At 39.1% G+C, this 19342-nt stretch carries 15 protein-coding genes and 1 other RNA gene; 13 read left to right on the plus strand and 3 right to left on the minus strand.

Annotated features, from left to right (window positions below; translation table 11 throughout):
* Positions 1–3 precede the first annotated feature (3 nt).
* Together ACKTS5_RS09185 and murA are read left to right on the plus strand one after the other, a co-directional pair.
* A complete protein-coding gene (locus tag ACKTS5_RS09185; RefSeq protein ID WP_408043574.1) occupies positions 4–627 on the plus strand; it encodes a DUF4290 domain-containing protein in 624 nt (207 codons plus the stop codon).
* Positions 628–1938 carry a UDP-N-acetylglucosamine 1-carboxyvinyltransferase gene (murA, locus tag ACKTS5_RS09190; RefSeq protein WP_408043575.1) on the plus strand — a complete coding sequence of 437 codons (1311 nt, stop codon included), beginning with the start codon at positions 628–630 and terminating at the stop codon, positions 1936–1938. It abuts the gene before it with no gap.
* Between the two features lie 69 nt (positions 1939–2007).
* On the opposite strand, the gene ACKTS5_RS09195 is transcribed toward murA, so the two are convergent.
* Positions 2008–2220 (minus strand): hypothetical protein, encoded by a 213-nt coding sequence (locus tag ACKTS5_RS09195; RefSeq protein WP_408043576.1) that lies wholly within the window; start codon positions 2218–2220, stop codon positions 2008–2010.
* 210 nt (positions 2221–2430) lie between these two features.
* Here ACKTS5_RS09195 and ACKTS5_RS09200 point away from each other — a divergent pair, with 210 nt between their 5' ends.
* From ACKTS5_RS09200 to ACKTS5_RS09235, 8 genes are all read left to right on the plus strand, one after another.
* Positions 2431–2991 carry a nucleotide exchange factor GrpE gene (locus ACKTS5_RS09200; protein WP_408043577.1) on the plus strand — a complete coding sequence of 187 codons (561 nt, stop codon included), beginning with the start codon at positions 2431–2433 and terminating at the stop codon, positions 2989–2991.
* 75 nt (positions 2992–3066) lie between these two features.
* Entirely contained in the window at positions 3067–4191 is a 1125-nt protein-coding gene (gene dnaJ, locus ACKTS5_RS09205; RefSeq protein WP_408043578.1) for a molecular chaperone DnaJ, read from the plus strand.
* Between the two features lie 312 nt (positions 4192–4503).
* Positions 4504–4812, plus strand: an RNA gene (gene rnpB, locus ACKTS5_RS09210) — RNase P RNA component class A.
* A gap of 458 nt (positions 4813–5270) precedes the next feature.
* Positions 5271–8048 carry a bifunctional aconitate hydratase 2/2-methylisocitrate dehydratase gene (locus ACKTS5_RS09215; RefSeq protein ID WP_408043579.1) on the plus strand — a complete coding sequence of 926 codons (2778 nt, stop codon included), beginning with the start codon at positions 5271–5273 and terminating at the stop codon, positions 8046–8048.
* 154 nt (positions 8049–8202) lie between these two features.
* Positions 8203–10470, plus strand: a complete 2268-nt coding sequence (locus ACKTS5_RS09220; RefSeq protein WP_408043580.1) for an aconitate hydratase — start codon at positions 8203–8205, stop codon at positions 10468–10470.
* A 112-nt stretch (positions 10471–10582) separates the two neighbouring features.
* Positions 10583–11254: a Crp/Fnr family transcriptional regulator gene (locus ACKTS5_RS09225; protein WP_408043581.1), complete on the plus strand. Its 672-nt coding sequence runs from the start codon at positions 10583–10585 to the stop codon at positions 11252–11254.
* 71 nt (positions 11255–11325) lie between these two features.
* On the plus strand, positions 11326–12213 hold the full coding sequence (locus ACKTS5_RS09230) for an anti-sigma factor (RefSeq protein ID WP_408043582.1): 888 nt from the start codon (positions 11326–11328) through the stop codon (positions 12211–12213).
* 68 nt (positions 12214–12281) lie between these two features.
* On the plus strand, positions 12282–12752 hold the full coding sequence (locus tag ACKTS5_RS09235; protein WP_408043583.1) for a DUF6495 family protein: 471 nt from the start codon (positions 12282–12284) through the stop codon (positions 12750–12752).
* Here ACKTS5_RS09235 and ACKTS5_RS09240 read toward each other — a convergent pair.
* Positions 12749–13432 (minus strand): SIR2 family NAD-dependent protein deacylase, encoded by a 684-nt coding sequence (locus ACKTS5_RS09240; protein ID WP_408043584.1) that lies wholly within the window; start codon positions 13430–13432, stop codon positions 12749–12751. The two genes, ACKTS5_RS09235 and ACKTS5_RS09240, sit on opposite strands and share 4 nt — an antisense overlap.
* 53 nt (positions 13433–13485) lie before the next feature.
* Between ACKTS5_RS09240 and ACKTS5_RS09245 the strand changes: the two genes are divergently transcribed.
* Positions 13486–14151, plus strand: a complete 666-nt coding sequence (locus ACKTS5_RS09245; RefSeq protein ID WP_408043585.1) for a TrmH family RNA methyltransferase — start codon at positions 13486–13488, stop codon at positions 14149–14151.
* A 168-nt stretch (positions 14152–14319) separates the two neighbouring features.
* Here ACKTS5_RS09245 and ACKTS5_RS09250 read toward each other — a convergent pair whose 3' ends face one another.
* A complete protein-coding gene (locus ACKTS5_RS09250; protein ID WP_408043586.1) occupies positions 14320–16968 on the minus strand; it encodes a T9SS type A sorting domain-containing protein in 2649 nt (882 codons plus the stop codon).
* Positions 16969–17210: 242 nt separating this feature from the next.
* On the opposite strand from ACKTS5_RS09250, the gene ACKTS5_RS09255 reads away from it, so the two are divergent.
* Together ACKTS5_RS09255 and ACKTS5_RS09260 are read left to right on the plus strand one after the other, a co-directional pair.
* Positions 17211–18269 carry a hypothetical protein gene (locus tag ACKTS5_RS09255; protein WP_408043587.1) on the plus strand — a complete coding sequence of 353 codons (1059 nt, stop codon included), beginning with the start codon at positions 17211–17213 and terminating at the stop codon, positions 18267–18269.
* A 122-nt stretch (positions 18270–18391) separates the two neighbouring features.
* Positions 18392–19339 (plus strand): hypothetical protein, encoded by a 948-nt coding sequence (locus tag ACKTS5_RS09260; RefSeq protein WP_408043588.1) that lies wholly within the window; start codon positions 18392–18394, stop codon positions 19337–19339.
* The last annotated feature ends 3 nt before the right edge of the window (positions 19340–19342 follow it).

The raw sequence follows: 19342 nt of genomic DNA on the forward strand, positions 1-19342 counted from the left end.
CTTATGTTTGACTTAGAATATAATTCAGAAAGAACGAGGTTGATTATACCTGAATATGGAAGACATATTCAAAAACTAGTAAACCACTGTGTGGCATTAGAAAGTAGAGAAGAACGCAATACCATGGCAAAAGCCATTATTGATGTGATGGGGAACTTACAACCCCATTTGAGAGATGTGCCGGATTTTAAACACAAATTGTGGGATCAACTTCACATCATGGCTGATTTTAAGTTAGATGTAGATTCACCATATGAAACACCTTCTAAAGAAGAGCTTACGGAAAAGCCAGCGAAATTGGAATATCCTAAATCCGCTTCAAAATATCGCTTTTACGGAACCAACATCCAAACGATGATTGATGTGGCCTTGACTTGGGAAGAAGGTGATATGAAAGAAGCATTGGTGTTTACCATTGCAAATCACATGAAAAAATGTTACTTGAACTGGAATAAGGATACCGTGGAGGACGGAGTTATTCTGGATCACCTGTACGAACTTTCTGACGGAAAAATTGATATGAGAAATATTACCGAGGATTTAGCAGATAGTAAAAATTTGTTGAGAAAGAGAAACACCCAAGGACAAAAGTCAAAACAAACTAACAAGAAAAACAGAAAAAAATAAATGGCATCATTTAAAATAGAAGGGGGACATAAGCTTCAAGGGACTATTACGCCTCAAGGAGCAAAGAACGAAGCATTACAAGTAATTTGTGCCGTTTTACTAACACCTGAAAAGGTGATAATCAATAATATTCCGGATATTATTGATGTTAATAAGTTGATTTTTATACTCGGTGAACTCGGAGTAAAAATAGAAAAGTTAGCACCGAATAGCTATAGCTTTCAAGCAGATGAGCTAAACCTAGCTTATTTGGAAAGTGCTGAATTTAAAAGAGACGGAAGCTCTTTACGTGGGTCAATCATGATTGTAGGTCCATTGTTAGCTCGTTTTGGAAAAGGGTATATTCCACGACCAGGAGGTGATAAAATTGGTAGAAGACGTTTGGATACGCATTTTGAAGGATTTATTAATCTGGGTGCAACATTCCGTTATAATAAGGAAGAATACTTTTACGGAGTGGAAACCGATACCGGTTTACAGGGAACTGAAATGTTGCTCGATGAGGCTTCGGTAACAGGAACAGCCAATATTATCATGGCTGCAGTATTGGCAAAAGGAACGACGACCATTTACAACGCTGCCTGCGAGCCGTATATTCAACAATTATCGAAAATGTTGAATAGTATGGGCGCTAAAATTTCAGGAGTGGGGTCTAATTTGTTAACCATAGAAGGAGTAACGGCCTTAGGAGGTTGTGAACATCGAATTTTACCTGACATGATTGAGATTGGAAGTTGGATTGGAATGGCGGCAATGACGCGCTCTGAACTGACGATCAAAAATGTTAGCTGGAAAGATTTAGGTCAAATTCCTAATGTTTTTGGAAAGTTGGGAATCCAATTAGAAAAGCGTGAAGACGATATTTATATCCCAGCACAAGAGAGTTATGAAATTCAAAACTACATCGATGGATCTGTATTGACCGTTGCCGATGCACCTTGGCCAGGGTTTACTCCCGATTTACTAAGTATCGTATTGGTAGTCGCTACCCAAGCAAAAGGAACGGTATTAATTCATCAAAAAATGTTTGAAAGCCGCTTGTTCTTTGTCGATAAATTGATTGATATGGGAGCAAAGGTTATTTTATGTGATCCGCATAGAGCTACGGTAATCGGACATGATTTCCAAAGTCAACTCAAGGCGACTAAAATGACATCTCCAGATATTAGAGCGGGGATTTCGTTACTCATCGCAGCCTTGTCAGCAAAAGGAACGAGTATTATCCACAACATCGAACAAATCGATCGAGGATACGAAAATATTGAAGGACGTTTACGTGCTATTGGAGCCAAAATTGAACGTATCGATTAATCGAAGCTTCAAATTCAAAACAAAAAAAAGCAGCTACTCTCGTAGCTGCTTTCTTTCATTTTACAAGCATTACATTTCTGCTGAGTCATCACAAGTATACACTTGCGGACAAGCGATTAATTGATGACAATAAAATGGTCCAGTAACGTTGGCAGCACAGTCACAGCCACACTTCGAAAGGTCAGGGTTTCCACCACCAAACGAAATTCCTCCTGTAACGTTCTTTTGTTGTGCTTTTGTCAATACGGTAGCACCTGCAATGCTTAAAAAATTGTTTTTCATAATTGAATGTAGGGTTAAATAATTAAACGTAATTGTTTTTGATTGTGTTAAAAATAGCAAGTTTATTTGTTAAAAAAAATCTAAAACCTAAATAAAAATGTTAAATATTAGTAGAGGATTGTTTTTTTAGGGAGGTGTCAAAATGACATTTATTCTGAATTGGCAGTGTTCTTGTAGTAAGTGAAACGTAGAAAAAAGAATCGATTTACAATGAGTAAAGACCAATATACGAAAGAAGACGAAATTAAAGACGCAATTAACAATGCAGAACAAGAAGTTGATGCGGCTGAAAATCAAGAAACTAAAGAGGTAGAGGAGAAAGAGGAACCTACAGCAGAACAATTGATTCAAGCGGAAAAAGACAAGTACTTACGACTGTTTGCCGAGTTTGAAAACTACAAAAAGCGCACTTCGAAGGAGCGTATTGAGTTATTTAAAACGGCAAGTCAGGAATTAATGACAGCTTTACTGCCAATTATGGATGATTTTGACAGAGGATTGGCAGAGATTAAGAAGTCAGAAGATTCAGAATTGTTTAAAGGTATGGAATTGATCAGCTCTAAATTGAAAAATACCTTGGTTCAAAAAGGACTTACTGAAATTGAAGTGAATGCAGGAGACGCTTTTGATTCTGAAATTCACGATGCAATTACACAAATCCCTGCACCGACAGAAGACTTAAAAGGTAAGATTATTGACTGCGTAGAAAAAGGATACAAATTAGGAGATAAAATTATTCGCCATCCAAAAGTAGTAATAGGGCAGGCGTAACATGTTGAATAGAGTTGGAGCCCTTTTACACCAACGGTTGTGCAAATGGGTTATAGCGAATAATCATTATTAATTATGGCAAAACAAGATTATTACGAAATACTAGGATTATCAAGGTCGGCAACTGCGTCTGAAATAAAAAAGGCGTACCGTAAAATGGCGATTAAATACCATCCTGACAAAAATCCAGATAATAAAGAAGCAGAGGAGAAGTTTAAACTCGCTGCGGAAGCCTATGAAGTCTTAAGTGATGATAACAAAAAGGCGCGTTACGATCAATATGGTCATGCTGCTTTTGAAGGTGGTCACGGCGGTTTTGGCGGTGGCGGAATGAATATGGACGACATATTTAGCCAGTTCGGAGATATTTTTGGAGGTGCCTTTGGAGGTGGCTTCGGAGGTTTTGGTGGCGGTGGTCAACGTCAGGCACGCGTTAAAGGAAGTAACCTACGTATCCGTGTGAAATTAACCTTAGAAGACATCGCTAATGGCGTAGAGAAGAAAGTTAAAGTTCGAAGAAAAGTACAAGCAGATGGGGTTACCTATAAAACCTGTACTACTTGTAACGGAACCGGACAGCAAATGCGCGTGACAAATACAATTTTAGGTAGAATGCAAACCGCAACTACCTGTGGTACTTGTCAGGGAGCTGGAGAAATGCTCGATTCAAAACCTGCTGGTGCTGATGCACAAGGAATGATCGTAAAAGAAGAAACTGTTCCTATTAATATTCCGGAAGGAGTAACAGAAGGGGTACAGTTAAAAGTAGGAGGAAAAGGAAATGAGGCACCGGGTAAAAATTCGATAGCCGGTGATTTATTAGTACTCATTGAAGAAGTTCCTCACGATACCTTAAAAAGAGAAGGAAGTAATGTACATTACGACCTGTATATTAACTTTTCAGAAGCGGTATTAGGGGTTTCAAAAGAAATTGAAACCGTAACCGGAAAAGTAAAAATCAAAATTGAGCCAGGTACGCAATCTGGTAAGATTTTACGTTTGAAAGGAAAGGGATTACCGAGTATTGAACGATACGGTAATGGTGATTTCTTAATTCATATCAATGTTTGGACGCCTCAAGAGTTGACCAAGGAACAACGTAAGTTCTTTGAGCAAATGATGGAAGATGATAACTTTAGTCCAAATCCACAAAAGTCAGATAAATCATTTTTTGAGAAAGTAAAAGATATGTTCTCTTAAAGTTTTTTAAAGACTTTTGTACTGTTGAAAAAAAGAGTATATTTGCAGTGTCTAGAAGACGTTCTAGACACTTTTTCTTTTTCATAGCAATTTTCCCACTCAATCTTTGAGTGGGTTTTTTTATGCCTAATTTTTATCCATATTAAGAAATATAAATTTTAAGGTAAAATTTATATTATTTTTTTCTGTACATGAAAAAAATGTATATATTTGCACCATCTAGAAGACGTTCTAGATACTTTTTCTTTTTCATAGCAATTTTCCCACTCAATCTTTGAGTGGGTTTTTTTATGAAAGGGTCATTGACAATATTGAGCAGTTCTATCTTATCGACTTATTCTCGTAGTAAGTAGGAAAGTCCGGACACCACAGAGTAAGCATAGCGGATAACATCCGTCCGGTGTAAACCGAGGACAAGTGCAACAGAAAGAATGTACAGGTAATGCTGTAGTGAAACCAGGTAAACTCTATGCGGTGCAATGCCACGTATATTAGAGCTCGAGTGCTACTCGCACGATTCTAAGGGGTAGGCAGATTGATTTTGTGAGCAATTGCAAAACTAGATAAATGATAAGAACCTTTTTAAGGATACAGAATCCGGCTTATAGAACTGCTTTTTTTTTCCTTCCTTTGTCAATTCTCCAGCAATTTTTAGTACAATAATGTTTAGAACTATTCTAAATAGCTTTTTTGAAATGTAAATAATGTATAAAATTAACATTTAAAAGTTAAAAAATTATGTTTTTCTTGTTTTTAAAAGATTTGATTATTTTATATTTAGTAATATCGCTGTATTGTTGTTTATCTTTTAAAATCGAACAAAAATCCTTAGTTTTGCATTGCGAAAATTAACAGCTCTCGAGCTATTGAATGAGTTAGCCTAAGCGTATTGAGGAGTATTTTAAACCCTGTAATTATCAACTTAGATAGCTACCGATGGCAATGAGAGTGCTCTATAGCTTATCGCGTACTTGGTGAAAAGCTAGAGAAATAAAGATATTGTTACAATTAATAGGGTGAGCGATGAACGATCTATCGTCCAATTGGCTGACCACTTAACACTGAAAAGACTTCTATTTATGAACACGTATGTAGATTATTTGAAGGAAATTGAAGCGAGAAAACTTCAAGGACTTCATCCAAAACCAATCGATGGCGCTGAATTATTAAGTGAAATTATTGCTCAAATCAAAGACACAGAGCATCCAGACCGCAAAGATTCTCTAAATTTCTTTATCTATAATACACTTCCGGGAACAACAAGTGCTGCTGTAGTAAAAGCTGCGTTTTTAAAAGAAATTATTTTAGGGGAAACGCTAGTAGAGGAAATTTCAACAGCCTTTGCCTTCGAGCAGTTATCTCATATGAAAGGAGGTCCTTCTATCGAGGTACTTTTAGATTTGGCTTTAGGTGATGATGCTGCCATTGCAGCTGAAGCGGCCAAAGTATTAAAAACTCAGGTGTTTTTATACGAAGCAGATACGGAGCGTTTAGAGAATGCCTTCAAAAACGGTAGTGCCATCGCAAAAGAACTAATCGAAAGTTACGCAAAAGCTGAGTTCTTTACCGAACTTCCTGAAATTGAGGAAGAAATTGAAGTGGTAACCTATGTTGCTGGAATTGGAGATATCTCTACTGATTTATTATCACCAGGAGCAGATGCTCACTCGAGATCTGATCGCGAATTGCACGGTCAATCTATTTTTGAGCACAACAAAGACATGCAGAAAGAATTGTTGGCCTTAAAAGAAAAACACCCAGGGAAACGCGTGATGTTAGTTGCGGAGAAAGGAACTATGGGAGTAGGGTCGTCAAGAATGTCAGGAGTGAATAACGTGGCTTTATGGACAGGAATTTCGTCTAGCCCTTACGTACCGTTTATCAACATTGCTCCAGTTATTGCAGGAACTAACGGAATTGCCCCAATCTTTTTAACGACAGTAGGGGTTACCGGTGGAATTGGAATTGACCTTAAAAACTGGGTAAAACAAAAAGACGAAAACGGAAATACTATTCTAGATGAGGATGGAGAACCAGTTTTAAAGCAGATGTACTCTGTTGAAACAGGTACCGTATTTACCATCAATACAAAAGAAAAGAAATTATACGGTGGTGGAGTAGCGTTGAAGGATATTTCAACAGCATTAACACCACAAAAAATGGAGTTTATCAAAGCTGGAGGTTCTTATGCCGTAGTATTTGGTAAAAAATTACAAACCTTTGCTTGTAAAACTTTAGGAATTGATGTTCCTCAAGTATATGCTCCGTCAAAAGAGATCTCTATTGAAGGACAAGGGTTGACGGCTGTTGAAAAGATTTTCAATAAAAATGCCGTAGGAACTACTCCAGGGAAAGTATTACATACCGGTTCAAACGTTCGCGTAGAGGTAAATATTGTAGGATCTCAGGATACTACAGGTTTGATGACCTCTCAAGAGTTAGAAATGATGGCCGCAACGGTTATTTCTCCGATTGTAGATGCTGGATACCAATCAGGATGTCATACAGCCTCTGTATGGGATGATAAGTCAAAAGCGAACATTCCGCGATTGATGAAGTTTATGAATGATTTTGGTTTAATTACAGCACGTGACCCTAAAGGAAACTATCACGCGATGACCGATGTGATTCACAAAGTATTAAACGATATTGCTGTTGATGATTGGGATGTTATTATCGGTGGAGACTCGCATACTCGTATGTCAAAAGGAGTTGCTTTCGGAGCTGATTCAGGAACAGTAGCATTGGCACTGGCAACTGGTGAAGCAACTATGCCAATTCCGGAATCTGTAAAAGTAACCTTTAAAGGAGCAATGAGAAGCTTTATGGATTTCCGTGATGTGGTGCACGCTACACAACAACAAATGTTAAAGCAGTTTGGAGGTGAAAACGTATTCCAAGGACGTATCATTGAGGTACATATCGGAACGTTAACTTCTGACCAAGCGTTTACTTTTACCGATTGGACAGCTGAAATGAAAGCAAAAGCATCTATTTGTATTTCTGAAGATGCCACTTTAATCGAGTCCTTAGAAATTGCTAGAGATCGTATCCAAATCATGATTGATAAAGGTATGGATAACGAAAAGCAAGTACTCAACGGTTTGATTGAAAAAGCCAACAAGAGAATTGCTGAAATTAAATCGGGTGAAAAACCAGCGTTACGTCCTGATGCAAACGCTAAGTACTATGCGGATGTAGTGATAGACCTCGATGAAATTGCAGAGCCTATGATTGCAGATCCAGACGTAAATAACGAAGATGTTTCTAAGCGTTATACTCACGATACTATTCGTCCATTATCGTACTACGGAGGAACGAAGCAAGTTGATTTAGGGTTCATCGGATCGTGTATGGTCCACAAAGGAGATATGAAGATTTTAGCTCAGATGCTTAAAAATATCGAGTCACAACAAGGAAAAGTTGAGTTCAATGCTCCTTTAGTTGTAGCTCCTCCAACTTACAATATCGTAGACGAGTTAAAAGCTGAAGGTGACTGGGAAGTATTACAAAAATACTCAGGATTTGAGTTCGACGATAATGCTCCTAAAGGCTTAGCACGTACCAAGTACGAAAACATGTTGTATTTAGAACGACCAGGATGTAACTTGTGTATGGGGAACCAGGAGAAGGCAGAACCAGGAGATACTGTAATGGCAACTTCAACGCGTTTATTCCAAGGAAGAGTTGTAAAGGATACTGGAGAGAAGAAAGGAGAATCGTTATTGTCTTCAACACCAGTAGTAGTATTGTCTACTATTTTAGGTAGAACTCCAACTATGGAAGAATACGAAGCAGCTGTTGATGGTATCGTTTTAACGAAGTTTAAACCCTCTGAAAAACAATTAGTGATGTAATTCACTTCACCATATTTTAAAGAAGCCCGAGTGTAAACTCGGGCTTTTTTTGTGTGACACCTATCTTATTTAGGTTGGTTATAGATAGGGTAAGCTTTTGAATTTCAGTATGTTTTTTTTAGTAAATTAGTAGGGTAACGAAAACGAAAAATTTATGGCTTTTGATATTGAAATGATTAAAAGTGTTTACAGTACTGTCGTGGAAAAGGTAGACCTTGCACGAAAACTTACTGGTAAGCCCTTGACCTTAGCTGAGAAAATTTTATACGCACACTTGTGGGATGGACAACCGACCCAACCCTATGTGAGGGGAAAAGATTACGTAGATTTTGCACCTGACAGAATAGCGTGTCAAGATGCAACTGCCCAAATGGCGCTCTTACAATTTATGCAGGCAGGTAAACAGCAAGTAGCTGTGCCTACTACCGTGCACTGTGATCATTTAATTCAGGCGAAACTAGGAGCAGACAAAGACTTGCAAGCAGCACTGAACAACAGTAATGAGGTGTTTAATTTCTTGGAATCTGTGTCTAATAAGTACGGTATTGGATTTTGGAAGCCCGGTGCAGGAATTATTCATCAGGTAGTATTGGAAAATTATGCCTTTCCCGGCGGGATGATGATCGGGACCGATTCACACACAGTAAATGCAGGAGGACTTGGTATGGTTGCAATTGGTGTAGGAGGAGCAGATGCCGTTGATGTAATGGCTGGAATGCCATGGGAATTGAAATTTCCGAAATTAATTGGTGTAAAACTAACGGGAACACTTTCTGGATGGACAGCTCCTAAAGATGTTATTTTAAAAGTAGCTGAAATTCTGACTGTCAAAGGTGGTACTGGGGCTATTGTAGAGTATTTCGGACCAGGTGCTTTGGCAATGTCTTGTACGGGAAAAGGAACCATTTGTAATATGGGTGCTGAAATTGGAGCAACGACTTCCACTTTTGGTTACGACGCGTCAATGGAGCGCTATTTGCGTGCCACAGACAGATCGGATGTAGCGGATGCAGCAAATGCTGTTAAGGAATACCTCACAGCGGATCCTGAAGTATACGCAAATCCAGAAGCTTATTTTGATCAGGTTATTGAAATTGATCTATCTAGTTTGGGCCCCTTGTTAAATGGGCCATTCACTCCTGATTTATCGACAGAAGCGGGAAGTGCGATGACCGAAAAAGCAAGAGCAAACGATTGGCCATTGCAGGTAGAGTGGGGACTTATAGGTTCGTGTACCAACTCTTCGTATGAAGATTTATCAAGAGCCGCTTCTATTGCACAGCAAGCCATAGACAAAGGCTTGAGTACAAAAGCGGAATTTGGAATTAACCCCGGGTCTGAACAGGTGCGATTTACTGCGGAACGCGATGGTATTATACAGGTTTTTGAAAAGTTAAATGCAAGGATCTTTACCAATGCTTGTGGACCTTGTATAGGGCAGTGGGGACGTTACGAAGATCCTAAGAATGCTCCCAAAAATAGTATCGTTCATTCCTTTAATAGAAATTTTGCAAAGAGAGCCGATGGTAATCCCAATACACATGCTTTTGTGGCATCGCCTGAAATGGTTGCAGCCATTGCCATTGCCGGACGTTTGGACTTCAATCCTATAACGGATACCCTTATAAACGATCGCGGTGAAGAAGTAAAGCTTGAGGAACCCAAAGGATGGGAATTGCCAGAACGCGGTTTTGCAGTAGAAGAACGCGGATATATTGCTCCAGAAAAAGACGGAAGCCATGTAGAGGTAGTAGTCGATCCAAATTCAGAGCGTTTAGAATTATTGACGCCTTTTGAACCCATAGGTGACCAGATTACCGATGCAAGATTACTTATCAAAGCTTTTGGCAAATGTACCACCGATCATATTTCAATGGCAGGACCGTGGTTGCGTTACAGAGGTCATCTCGACAATATTTCGAATAACTGCTTGATAGGGGCTGTGAATGCCTTTAATAAAAAGACAAATTTTGTCAAGAATCAATTGACGGGAGCGTACGATGCAGTACCAGCAACGCAACGTGCATATAAGGCAAAAGGAATAAAAACGATTGTTGTCGGTGACCACAATTACGGAGAAGGCTCATCGAGAGAACATGCGGCTATGGAACCTAGGCATTTGGGAGTAGCCGCGGTTTTGGTAAAATCTTTTGCCCGTATTCACGAAACAAACCTAAAAAAACAAGGAATGTTGGGCTTGACCTTTGCCAAGGAAAGCGATTATGATTTGATTCAAGAAGACGACCGTTTTAACTTTGTCGACTTGCACGAATTTGCTCCGGGCAAACCTTTAACCATCGAAGTACTGCATGCTGATGGTAGCAAAGATACCATAGTGGCAAATCACACGTATAATGAAGGACAGATAGCCTGGTATAAAGAAGGCTCTGCATTGAATTTGATAAAAAAACAGCAAGCTTAAATACGGTAAATCAACCGAATAGAAGCCTTGGTTTTTCCAAGGCTTTTTTTTGTAATGTTTATAGCATTTTTCAGACTTACTACGTAAGTAACACCCTATAAAGCATTGCAGTATGAGCGCACTATGGTATTTTGAAGACATCAATTTGTTTAAAATCTTATGCCCCCATAAGTATCCGGCCTATAAAAAGGATCATCAGCTGAACTGTTACAAGAAACGAGATTATATCTATTTTGAACAAGACGCTGCCAATAAGATATACTTGATTGATAAGGGCAAAGTAAAAATTGGGTATTATACCGAAGAGGGAGATGAAATCATCAAGGCCATCCTCACCAAAGGAGAAATTTTTGGAGAAAAGGCAATCTTAGGAGTCGATAAGCGCAGCGAGTTTGCTCAATCTATAGACAATACTACGGCCATTTGCCCAGTGTCTAAAGACACTTTATACGAGCTTATGCGAGAAAATGCCTCGATAAGTTTTAAAATATACAAATTTATCGGACTTCGAATTAAAAAGCTGGAACGCAGGTTACAACTGCTGTTGTACAAAGATACCCGTACGCGTTTGTTAGAATTTTTCAATGAGCTTTGTGAAGATTACGGTTACCTATGTGACGAGACGGGTGATCACGTAATCAAGCACCCGTATACTCAAAAAGATATCGCTACTTTAATCGGGACTTCTCGACCTACTTTAAACGTGTTGATGAATGAATTAAAACAGGAGAATATCATTGATTTTACTAGAAAAGAACTGAGATTATTAAAAAAAATAGCCTAAGTGTTAGCTAGCTAACATTTAATAAGAACAACATAAAATAACTTTGTCGTATAACGATAAAACAAAAAACGATGAGAAATTTACTTTTAGGTTGTTTGGCTTTAACAACAGCTGTTTTTACAGCATGTAGTGATGATGATAGTACAAATGTACCAAGCACTTCAAATCTTACCGTTGCTATAAATGGATTGGAAAACTTGGGAGCTAATTATAAATACGAAGGATGGATAATTGTAAATGGTTCACCTGTTTCGACAGGAGTATTTACGGTAGATGACGCAGGTAAACTGTCGAGAACTTCATTTCAAGTAGACAAAACACAACTAGATGTAGCTAGTAAGTTTGTTTTGACTATTGAACCCGCGAATGACTCGGATCCAGCGCCATCGGCAACGAAATTGTTAGCAGGTGATTTTTCAAATAATTCGGCTACAGTTTCAAGCGCTGCTACCGTTGCAGATTTTAGCAGTGCTAAAGGGAAGTACATCTTAGCGACTCCAACGGACGGAAATAACACCAATGAACGCAGTGGAGTTTGGTTTTTGGACATTTCAGGAGGAAGTGTTGCAAAAGGGTTGGATTTACCAAGCTTAGCTGCGGGGTGGAAGTACGAAGGTTGGGTAGTGATGAACGGAACACCCGTGAGTACAGGGACGTTTACAGATGCTGCAAAAGCAGATGACAACGCCGCTACTTCAGTATTTAAAGGAAGCATGGGGAATGGGCCTGCTTATCCAGGAGAAGATTATATTCAAAATGCCCCAAGTGGATTGTCTTTTCCAACGGATTTAAGAGGAACGACTATCGTAATCTCAGTAGAACCAGACCCGGACAATAGTGCTAAACCTTTTACCTTAAAACCATTGGCTCATGCCGTATCGAACAGTGCAAATGATCACGTGACCTACAGCATGGGAGCAGGACCTGTAAGCGCCATCACAGGAACTGTCATGCGATAGTTTTTTGCAAAATAGCCCCTTGAGTTTAAGAGCAATCACCTTATCTTTGGTTGCTCTTATTTTTTATTATGAAATACCGTCAGTTAACAAAAGAACAATTTGAAAGTTTACACGAAGAATTTGCGCGTTTCCTCGCGTCGCAAAGTATCGATGTAAAAGAATGGAATCAAATCAAAGAAGAAAAACCTCAAGTAGCAGAGGAGGAAATGAATGTCTTTAGCGATGTTGTGTGGGATGATGTATTGACTCGTACAGCCTATGTAGAGCATTTTTCAGCGAATATGTTGAATTTGTTTTATTGCGATGAGGACAAAATGAAGCGAATAGTTGTTCAGGTGAATAAACCGGATATCGATATTTCTGGACAAGAGGGATATCAGTGGCTACTTCAGCATGCAACGGCTCCTGAAGTTGAAATATTACAAGGGTCAAAAAAATATCATACAGAGCGAAATGTGGAAGTTTTTGACCTCATAGAAAAAGGAGGAACCATTTCTAAAGGCGAATTATTTCGCTATTTCGAGGCCTTGATCTCCTAAACCAATACTTCCAATAATTTTTGGGTTCCAGAACTCGCAGTATCGCGGATTATGCTCAGATTGTTAAAATCACGTTCGCTAATTGCGGGTTTTGGATCTATAAAAAAGAGTTGCGCATCGGGTTTCGCATAGTTGATTAAACCCGCCGCAGGATATACTTGCATAGAAGTACCAATAACCGCAATGATATCGGCTTTTTCAACCATGGTAACTGCCTTGTTTAAAAGCGGTACATCTTCACCAAACCAAACGATATGTGGGCGCAATTGGCTCCCTTTTTCACAGGTATCTCCAATGTTAATATCTCGGTCCCAGGAGTACACGAGTTGTTCGTCTATAGTACTGCGAACTTTTCGTAGCTCACCGTGTAAATGCAGTACGGAACTGCTGCCAGCACGTTCGTGTAAATCATCCACGTTTTGAGTAACGATGTGAACGTCGAAATTCGATTCTAGTTGCACCAAGTTTTGATGTCCGGAATTGGGCATTACTTCTAGTAATTGCCTGCGTCGTTGATTGTAGAAATCCAAAACTAATGCAGGATTTTTCGCAAAGCCCTCGGGGGTTGCAACCTCATAAATGTCGTGACCTTCCCACAAACCATCGGCATCTCTAAATGTTTTAATACCACTTTCAGCACTCATCCCGGCACCGGTAAGAACCACTAATTGTTTTTTCATGACTATTCCGTTTATCGAAGGACTAAAATAGGAAAAATTAGTATGTTTGCGTTATGATGAATCCGGATTTATTGAAGTACCTAGAAGGGTATGTTACAGACAAACGTAAAGCATTATTTCAAAACGTATTAGCAGAACGAACCAAGCACTTTACGGTAGTTCTCGAAGATATTTACCAAGCTCATAATGCCAGTGCAGTGGTGAGAACTTGTGATATATTTGGTATTCAAGATATATATGCAATCGAAAATAGGTACACCAATAAAGTATCCAGACACGTAGCGAAAGGAAGTCAGAAATGGCTGGATATCCACCGTTATCGCGAGCAGACAGATAATACAGCACATTGTATTGCTGATTTGAGAGCCAAAGGATATCAAATTATAGGTACGACGCCTCATAACGATTCTTGTCTGTTACCTGATTTTGATGTGACTAAAAAGTCGGCTTTTGTTTTTGGTGTTGAGAAAGAAGGAATCTCTGACTATATCAAAGAGGAAGCAGATGGATTTTTAAAAATCCCAATGGTTGGCTTTACGGAAAGCTTAAATATTTCCGTGGCTGCGGCAATTATTTTACAGGATGTAACTTCAAGAGCAAAACAAGAAGGGGTTGAATGGCAATTGAATGCTTCTGAGAAGCAAGAAATTTATGAAGATTGGATACAGAAATCAATAAAGAATGTAGATAAGTTGATAGCCCATTATCTCGATCAGTAGTTAAAAATACAGGAAGTCAAGCGTTGAGAACTACTATTTAGATAGGAGCGTAGGTACGAGCTAGTCATGCTGTTGTGGTAAATAAAGTCTTCTCTCTAGTTGATATAAGTACACGATCCTTATCAAGAAAAATAAAAAAAGCACGTTGTTAAAAACGTGCTTTTTTTATTAGTGTTGAATAATAATTTTTTTAGTGTATCGATTTCCTTGTTCATCCTTAAGCTGAAGTAGGTAGGGGCCGTTGGCGAGCTGACTCACGTCTAGTTGCACCTTTTGTCGTCCCTTAAAATCAAGCTGTGTTTGCTGTACTACTCGAGCTCCAGTAATGGTAAAAATTGCGCAGGAAACAGGACTGTTAAAAGCAATTTTTGATTCGATATTGATATTGTTCGAAGCGGGGATAGGGTAGTACTGAATTTTGGCATCATTCACAGCTACATTTTCAGTACTCAATGAACTGGCATCTATTTTGAAGTCTAATATACCAGATCCCCAAGAGGCAAAACGAACGGTATTGCTACTCGAAACATAATCTACGTCCATGGCATTAAAAAAGCCTATTCCTTCCGCAAGTGAATACCACTTTTCTTTTTTAACATCGAAAACATAAGGACCTATGTCGGTTCCTGCAAATACGAAACTTCCGTCAGAGCTGGCTACCATTCCCGATGTTTGTGCGTCAAAACCGCTAGGAAATTCGCCTGTGACATCCTTCCAGGTTTTACCACCATCTTTTGATAAGATACTTCCGGTAGTATTGTTACTAGGACCACAAAATAAAATCCAATTCGCATCAGTAGGAAGTACGAGTCCACTTCCCATATCTCCACGACCCCAGGCTTCGTTGGTTTGCGCAAAAGGAGTGGCGATTCCATTCCCAAAAGTAGTCCCTCGATCTTCAGAAATAAATACTTTTCCATCTTGTAACATAAAGATTCTGTTTGGCTTTTGCACTGATTGTGCGAGGGCTGCGACGTGATTGGCACCTTTGCTAATGCTGTGTTTGCTCATGGTAGTACCGTTCCAACTAGCTCTGTTGAGATCACGCGATAGCATCCAAATGTGTTGGTCGGGAGCTTCGCGATCGATATAAGCTTGTACCCAGCCCATAACGCCATTTTTAGAGAATTCAACTGTATGAGCGTCGTTGAATTGAGAGTTGATTTTACCAATAGATTGAAAACCTCCTCCAGTTGCATACACCGGAACAGGAGCCCATACTTTTTTTCCCTCACGTTGCCAACGCCAAGCGTGCTTACCATCATAGCTGTCAATGGGAGGTCCATCACCACCAATACTTTGGTAGAAATCAATAAGCTCATCAGTATGGTTACTATTGATAACGCTACCACTTCCTTGATCTTGAGTACTGTAGTATATATGGTTTGGGTTGTTAGCTCCAGTAAAAATATTATCTCTGTATATCAGTGGGTTAACAGTTCCTAGTACGTTGATATTGATATAATGGGCATTGGCATAGCCACTATTATCAAAGGCGGTACCTTCCGGAGGAAAATCTTTCCATTCTTTATACGAGATAAAAATTCCTCCATCCGAACATCGTGCTGAAAACAAATCGCCAGAGCTGTTGTAAAAGAAATGTGACGATTGAAAATCAGGGTGATAGTTAAAGCGAATTCTATTGTAGTAATCGGCTGCACTTAAATGGGTTCCATTTTGATAGCGTCCCCAACCTGTGGTTGTTGAACTAGTAGTTTTTAGTTGGTCTGTAGACAGTATAGGTTGTGCATACCCCGCAATAGAAATAGATGGATTTTCTGGGTGAATGGCTAAAAATTTTCCTGGTGACATTTTTCCTGTACGATCGCCATACCAATTTCCTTTCGGATATCGAGCGGTCCAGTTCGCTCCTTCATCGGTAGATACCCAATAGTTTTTCTGAGCCGTAACGTAAAGTGCGCGACGATCTCCACCGATACTAAATTGACTACTATTGTGGTTTGCGGTATACGTTCCTTGTTGGTCGAAGTCCGTTTTAGCAGCATTTAATTTATAAAAAGCACCGGCGCGTGCTAAGTACACTGTTGCCGCATTCGGTTGCTTTGCGTAACGTGGAGTGTACAAAAAGCTGGCTTTATTACTACCGAAATTTTTTAACTCTTTAAAATTCTGGCCGAAGTCTGTTGAAACATATACGCGTTGGTTGTTGGTGACGTATATAGCGTGGTTATCTTGGCGATTTATTGCGGAGCTCGTATTTGCAGCCGGTAAACCATTAGATTTTACCCAATTTATTCCCTGGTCATCTGAAAAATAAAGTGGACCATTTTCAATATGCGCTACTAATCTAACTTTGGTACCTATGTTAAAGGCGAAGAGATTGGCATAACGGTTGGGCCAGTTAGCAGTGAGCAATACAAAATCGTCTCCTCCAGTTCCCTTTTTGGGGTTGTATACGGTTCCTTTAAAGATATACGATTTGGAATTGTATTCACCTGCATAGTGGTTGTGTGTAACACCGTACAGGATGTCAGTCCCTTCCAGCATTTCAGCGAACTTAAAAGCACCCGGCATATTTTTAGGTCCTCGATTAGTCCATTTACCCTGTAAACTACCTCCGGCATAGCTCGTTAGTTTACCTCGGTCTTGCGTAAAGCCCTTTGCTTTTTGTGTTAAGCGTGTAAGTATTTGCTGATGCCGAGCGGCCTGTTCAGGAGTCCAACTCGCTGTTTTGTCTGGATTGGTGTTTCGCTCTTCTCGCTGATGGTCTGTTGGGCGGGAGGTGCGTTCCTTGTTACCGGAGTTGCAGCCTGCTAAGATACTCACAAAGAGGCTGGTAATTAGGAGTCTTTTCATGTTTATAAGGGGTTTGATGTAGGCCAAATGTAAACTTTTTTTTTACGCTAACCAATTGATAAATAGATTTCAGTAATTTCAGAAGGGATAGAAAATGATTCGCTAGCCATAGCTTTTCAGAACGCGCATTATCCGCTGCTATCTGATGTGCTTTCACTGAGAATTTTAGACCTAAAAACAAATTTTCTAGGATTTCTTATTTATTGGCATGATTTATGGGCATTCACCTTAAAAAATAAATTATGAAAGAAAAATTACTCTGGGTTGCTATGATGGCCCTTTTGTTAGTGCATTGTAAAAGAGAGGAGACTCCGATACACAACTTATTTACAGATTTTCATGATAATGAACCGCAGCTATTTGAATTGGGAACAGCGAAAACTGCCGAGATTAGAGGTAAGCAAGGAACGGTTTATTATTTTAATCGAGAGGATTTTGATGTAAGCGAAAATCAAAATATCAGCGTTCGTTTAGAGGAGTACTATGAATTTGAAGCATTATTTTTTCAGAATTTAAGGACGGTTACTTCTTCTGGTAAGCTATTAGAAAGTTCAGGAGTGTTTAGAATCCAGGTTTTTAGCGAAGGACAGGAGCTATTTCCGAAGAAGGACAGAAGGTTGCATGTAGGGTTTCCAAAAGATAAGATTAAAGACAACGATCTGTTTACCGGAGTATTAGACAGTGTTAGGCAAATAGAATGGGATGTATTAGCACAAGATTCTGTTATTGTCAACGAGAATTTTTACGAAATACATGTGGGGGGAGGTATTCGAGTCACAGGATTAACTTCAGACACCATAGGTTACGTTGCTAAAGACTACAGTAGGCAGCTTGCTCAAGACTCGGAATATGGTATCCCTAAGAGCGACAACATCAGTAAAGATAAAATGCCTGCGGTACAGAAAAAAATAGTGATGACAAAAGATATAGAACCAGAAGAATCTATAGATATAGCATTGACAAAAATGTCTTATGTGAATATTGACAGGTTCGTAGATACCGATTTTTCAGATTGGGATGTTGTTCTAAAAGATAAAGAGGATTATGGTTGGGTTACTGTCTATTTTATGTATGAAGATCGAAATGCCTTCTGGAGTGAGTTTAGAGTAGTTGATGATTTAAATTTTAGGGCTGTACCCTATATAGAAAATGCAACAAAAATTTTGGTCGTCGCAAAAAAGCGTCAACAATTGTATTGGGCAACCAAAGTTTTAGGAGAAGAGCGTCGTGTAGCGATAAAATTAAAGGCGAGTACCAATAAAAAATTTAGGAAATTAATTCGCAGTTTGAGCCCTAAATAGCAAGCTTGAAGCTCCAGGACATTCCAAAAATTTCTAAACATAGATTAATAAAACCTAAAGCTGTATTCAATAAATTCGCAGGGCTTCAGCATACTGCTGATGTGAAAAGAAAAAGAGAATACATGAAAAAATTGTCTATCCCTGTCTTGTTGGCAAGCCTTGCGCTATTTCAAGTGGCCTGTTCCAGAACTTCTGATACTGCTGGCAAAGCGGAGAAACGCGCATTACATTACCATAAGTTTCATGATCAGAAGTCGGATACCGTGCTGTTTTGCATGCGAAAAACTGTTGCTGTCAAGCGTGAGGTAAAAACTACTTTTAGCGCTATGAAAGCGAACTTTATGAGTAGGAGTGATTGGAGGTGGATTCAAAAGGACAGTGTACATACATTTGAATTGTTAGACATTGCTTATGATACCAATAATGTTCTTTTAGTCAATTATTTTAATACGAAGGAAGATTCAACAAATTTTAAAGAAAAAGTACCTCTTGAGCTCAATTATTCGGTCAAAGAAAAGGCAAAACAAAAAAGAGCACTGGAAAAATTAAAGGCAATCAAGGGGTGGACCGTTCGAATGATAGCAGGTGATAGTATCTATTTTGAATCTAATCCCGTATTGCCCGCTGATAAATTGCATACAAAAGACGCCTATAATCCAATGGATGAATTGAGTGTTCACTTGAATACCGTTCAATTAAAAAGGGTTTTGGGAGCGCTGATACGCAAGCCAAAAAAAGAGTTTAAGCTCGATAGTTTGTATCAGGAGGAGACCCGTGAATTCAAGGGAACGAAAGGAATGAACATCAGGTTGAGTTATTCTTCGGATACTGCGAATGAATCTACCCAGTCACAGACAACTTTCGATACGAAGGAATCTTTTATTCGAAGTTCCATGGAAATGTCATTAAACAAAACGTTTCCATTAGCAATTAAAAACGAGAGATTGAAAAGACAGTACAGAAAACCAATTATGGTAAGCGAAACGATTACTATCAAAAGTGATATTCGTAAAGTTAATCCTGATTTTATCGGAGATCACCGTTGTAATTCAAATCTTACTTACTATTAGCAG

The sequence above is a fragment of the Tenacibaculum litopenaei genome (assembly GCF_964514025.1).
Lineage (GTDB): Bacteria > Bacteroidota > Bacteroidia > Flavobacteriales > Flavobacteriaceae > Polaribacter > Polaribacter litopenaei.

Excerpts from the sequence above, each read along its gene's own strand:
- ACKTS5_RS09185 (WP_408043574.1), top strand. The coding sequence starts at position 4 with ATGTTTGACTTAGAATATAATTCAGAAAGAACGAGGTTGATTATACCT.
- murA (WP_408043575.1), top strand. The coding sequence starts at position 628 with ATGGCATCATTTAAAATAGAAGGGGGACATAAGCTTCAAGGGACTATT.
- ACKTS5_RS09195 (WP_408043576.1), bottom strand. The coding sequence starts at position 2,220 with ATGAAAAACAATTTTTTAAGCATTGCAGGTGCTACCGTATTGACAAAA.
- ACKTS5_RS09200 (WP_408043577.1), top strand. The coding sequence starts at position 2,431 with ATGAGTAAAGACCAATATACGAAAGAAGACGAAATTAAAGACGCAATT.
- dnaJ (WP_408043578.1), top strand. The coding sequence starts at position 3,067 with ATGGCAAAACAAGATTATTACGAAATACTAGGATTATCAAGGTCGGCA.
- ACKTS5_RS09215 (WP_408043579.1), top strand. The coding sequence starts at position 5,271 with ATGAACACGTATGTAGATTATTTGAAGGAAATTGAAGCGAGAAAACTT.
- ACKTS5_RS09220 (WP_408043580.1), top strand. The coding sequence starts at position 8,203 with ATGGCTTTTGATATTGAAATGATTAAAAGTGTTTACAGTACTGTCGTG.
- ACKTS5_RS09225 (WP_408043581.1), top strand. The coding sequence starts at position 10,583 with ATGAGCGCACTATGGTATTTTGAAGACATCAATTTGTTTAAAATCTTA.
- ACKTS5_RS09230 (WP_408043582.1), top strand. The coding sequence starts at position 11,326 with ATGAGAAATTTACTTTTAGGTTGTTTGGCTTTAACAACAGCTGTTTTT.
- ACKTS5_RS09235 (WP_408043583.1), top strand. The coding sequence starts at position 12,282 with ATGAAATACCGTCAGTTAACAAAAGAACAATTTGAAAGTTTACACGAA.
- ACKTS5_RS09240 (WP_408043584.1), bottom strand. The coding sequence starts at position 13,432 with ATGAAAAAACAATTAGTGGTTCTTACCGGTGCCGGGATGAGTGCTGAA.
- ACKTS5_RS09245 (WP_408043585.1), top strand. The coding sequence starts at position 13,486 with ATGATGAATCCGGATTTATTGAAGTACCTAGAAGGGTATGTTACAGAC.
- ACKTS5_RS09250 (WP_408043586.1), bottom strand. The coding sequence starts at position 16,968 with ATGAAAAGACTCCTAATTACCAGCCTCTTTGTGAGTATCTTAGCAGGC.
- ACKTS5_RS09255 (WP_408043587.1), top strand. The coding sequence starts at position 17,211 with ATGAAAGAAAAATTACTCTGGGTTGCTATGATGGCCCTTTTGTTAGTG.
- ACKTS5_RS09260 (WP_408043588.1), top strand. The coding sequence starts at position 18,392 with ATGAAAAAATTGTCTATCCCTGTCTTGTTGGCAAGCCTTGCGCTATTT.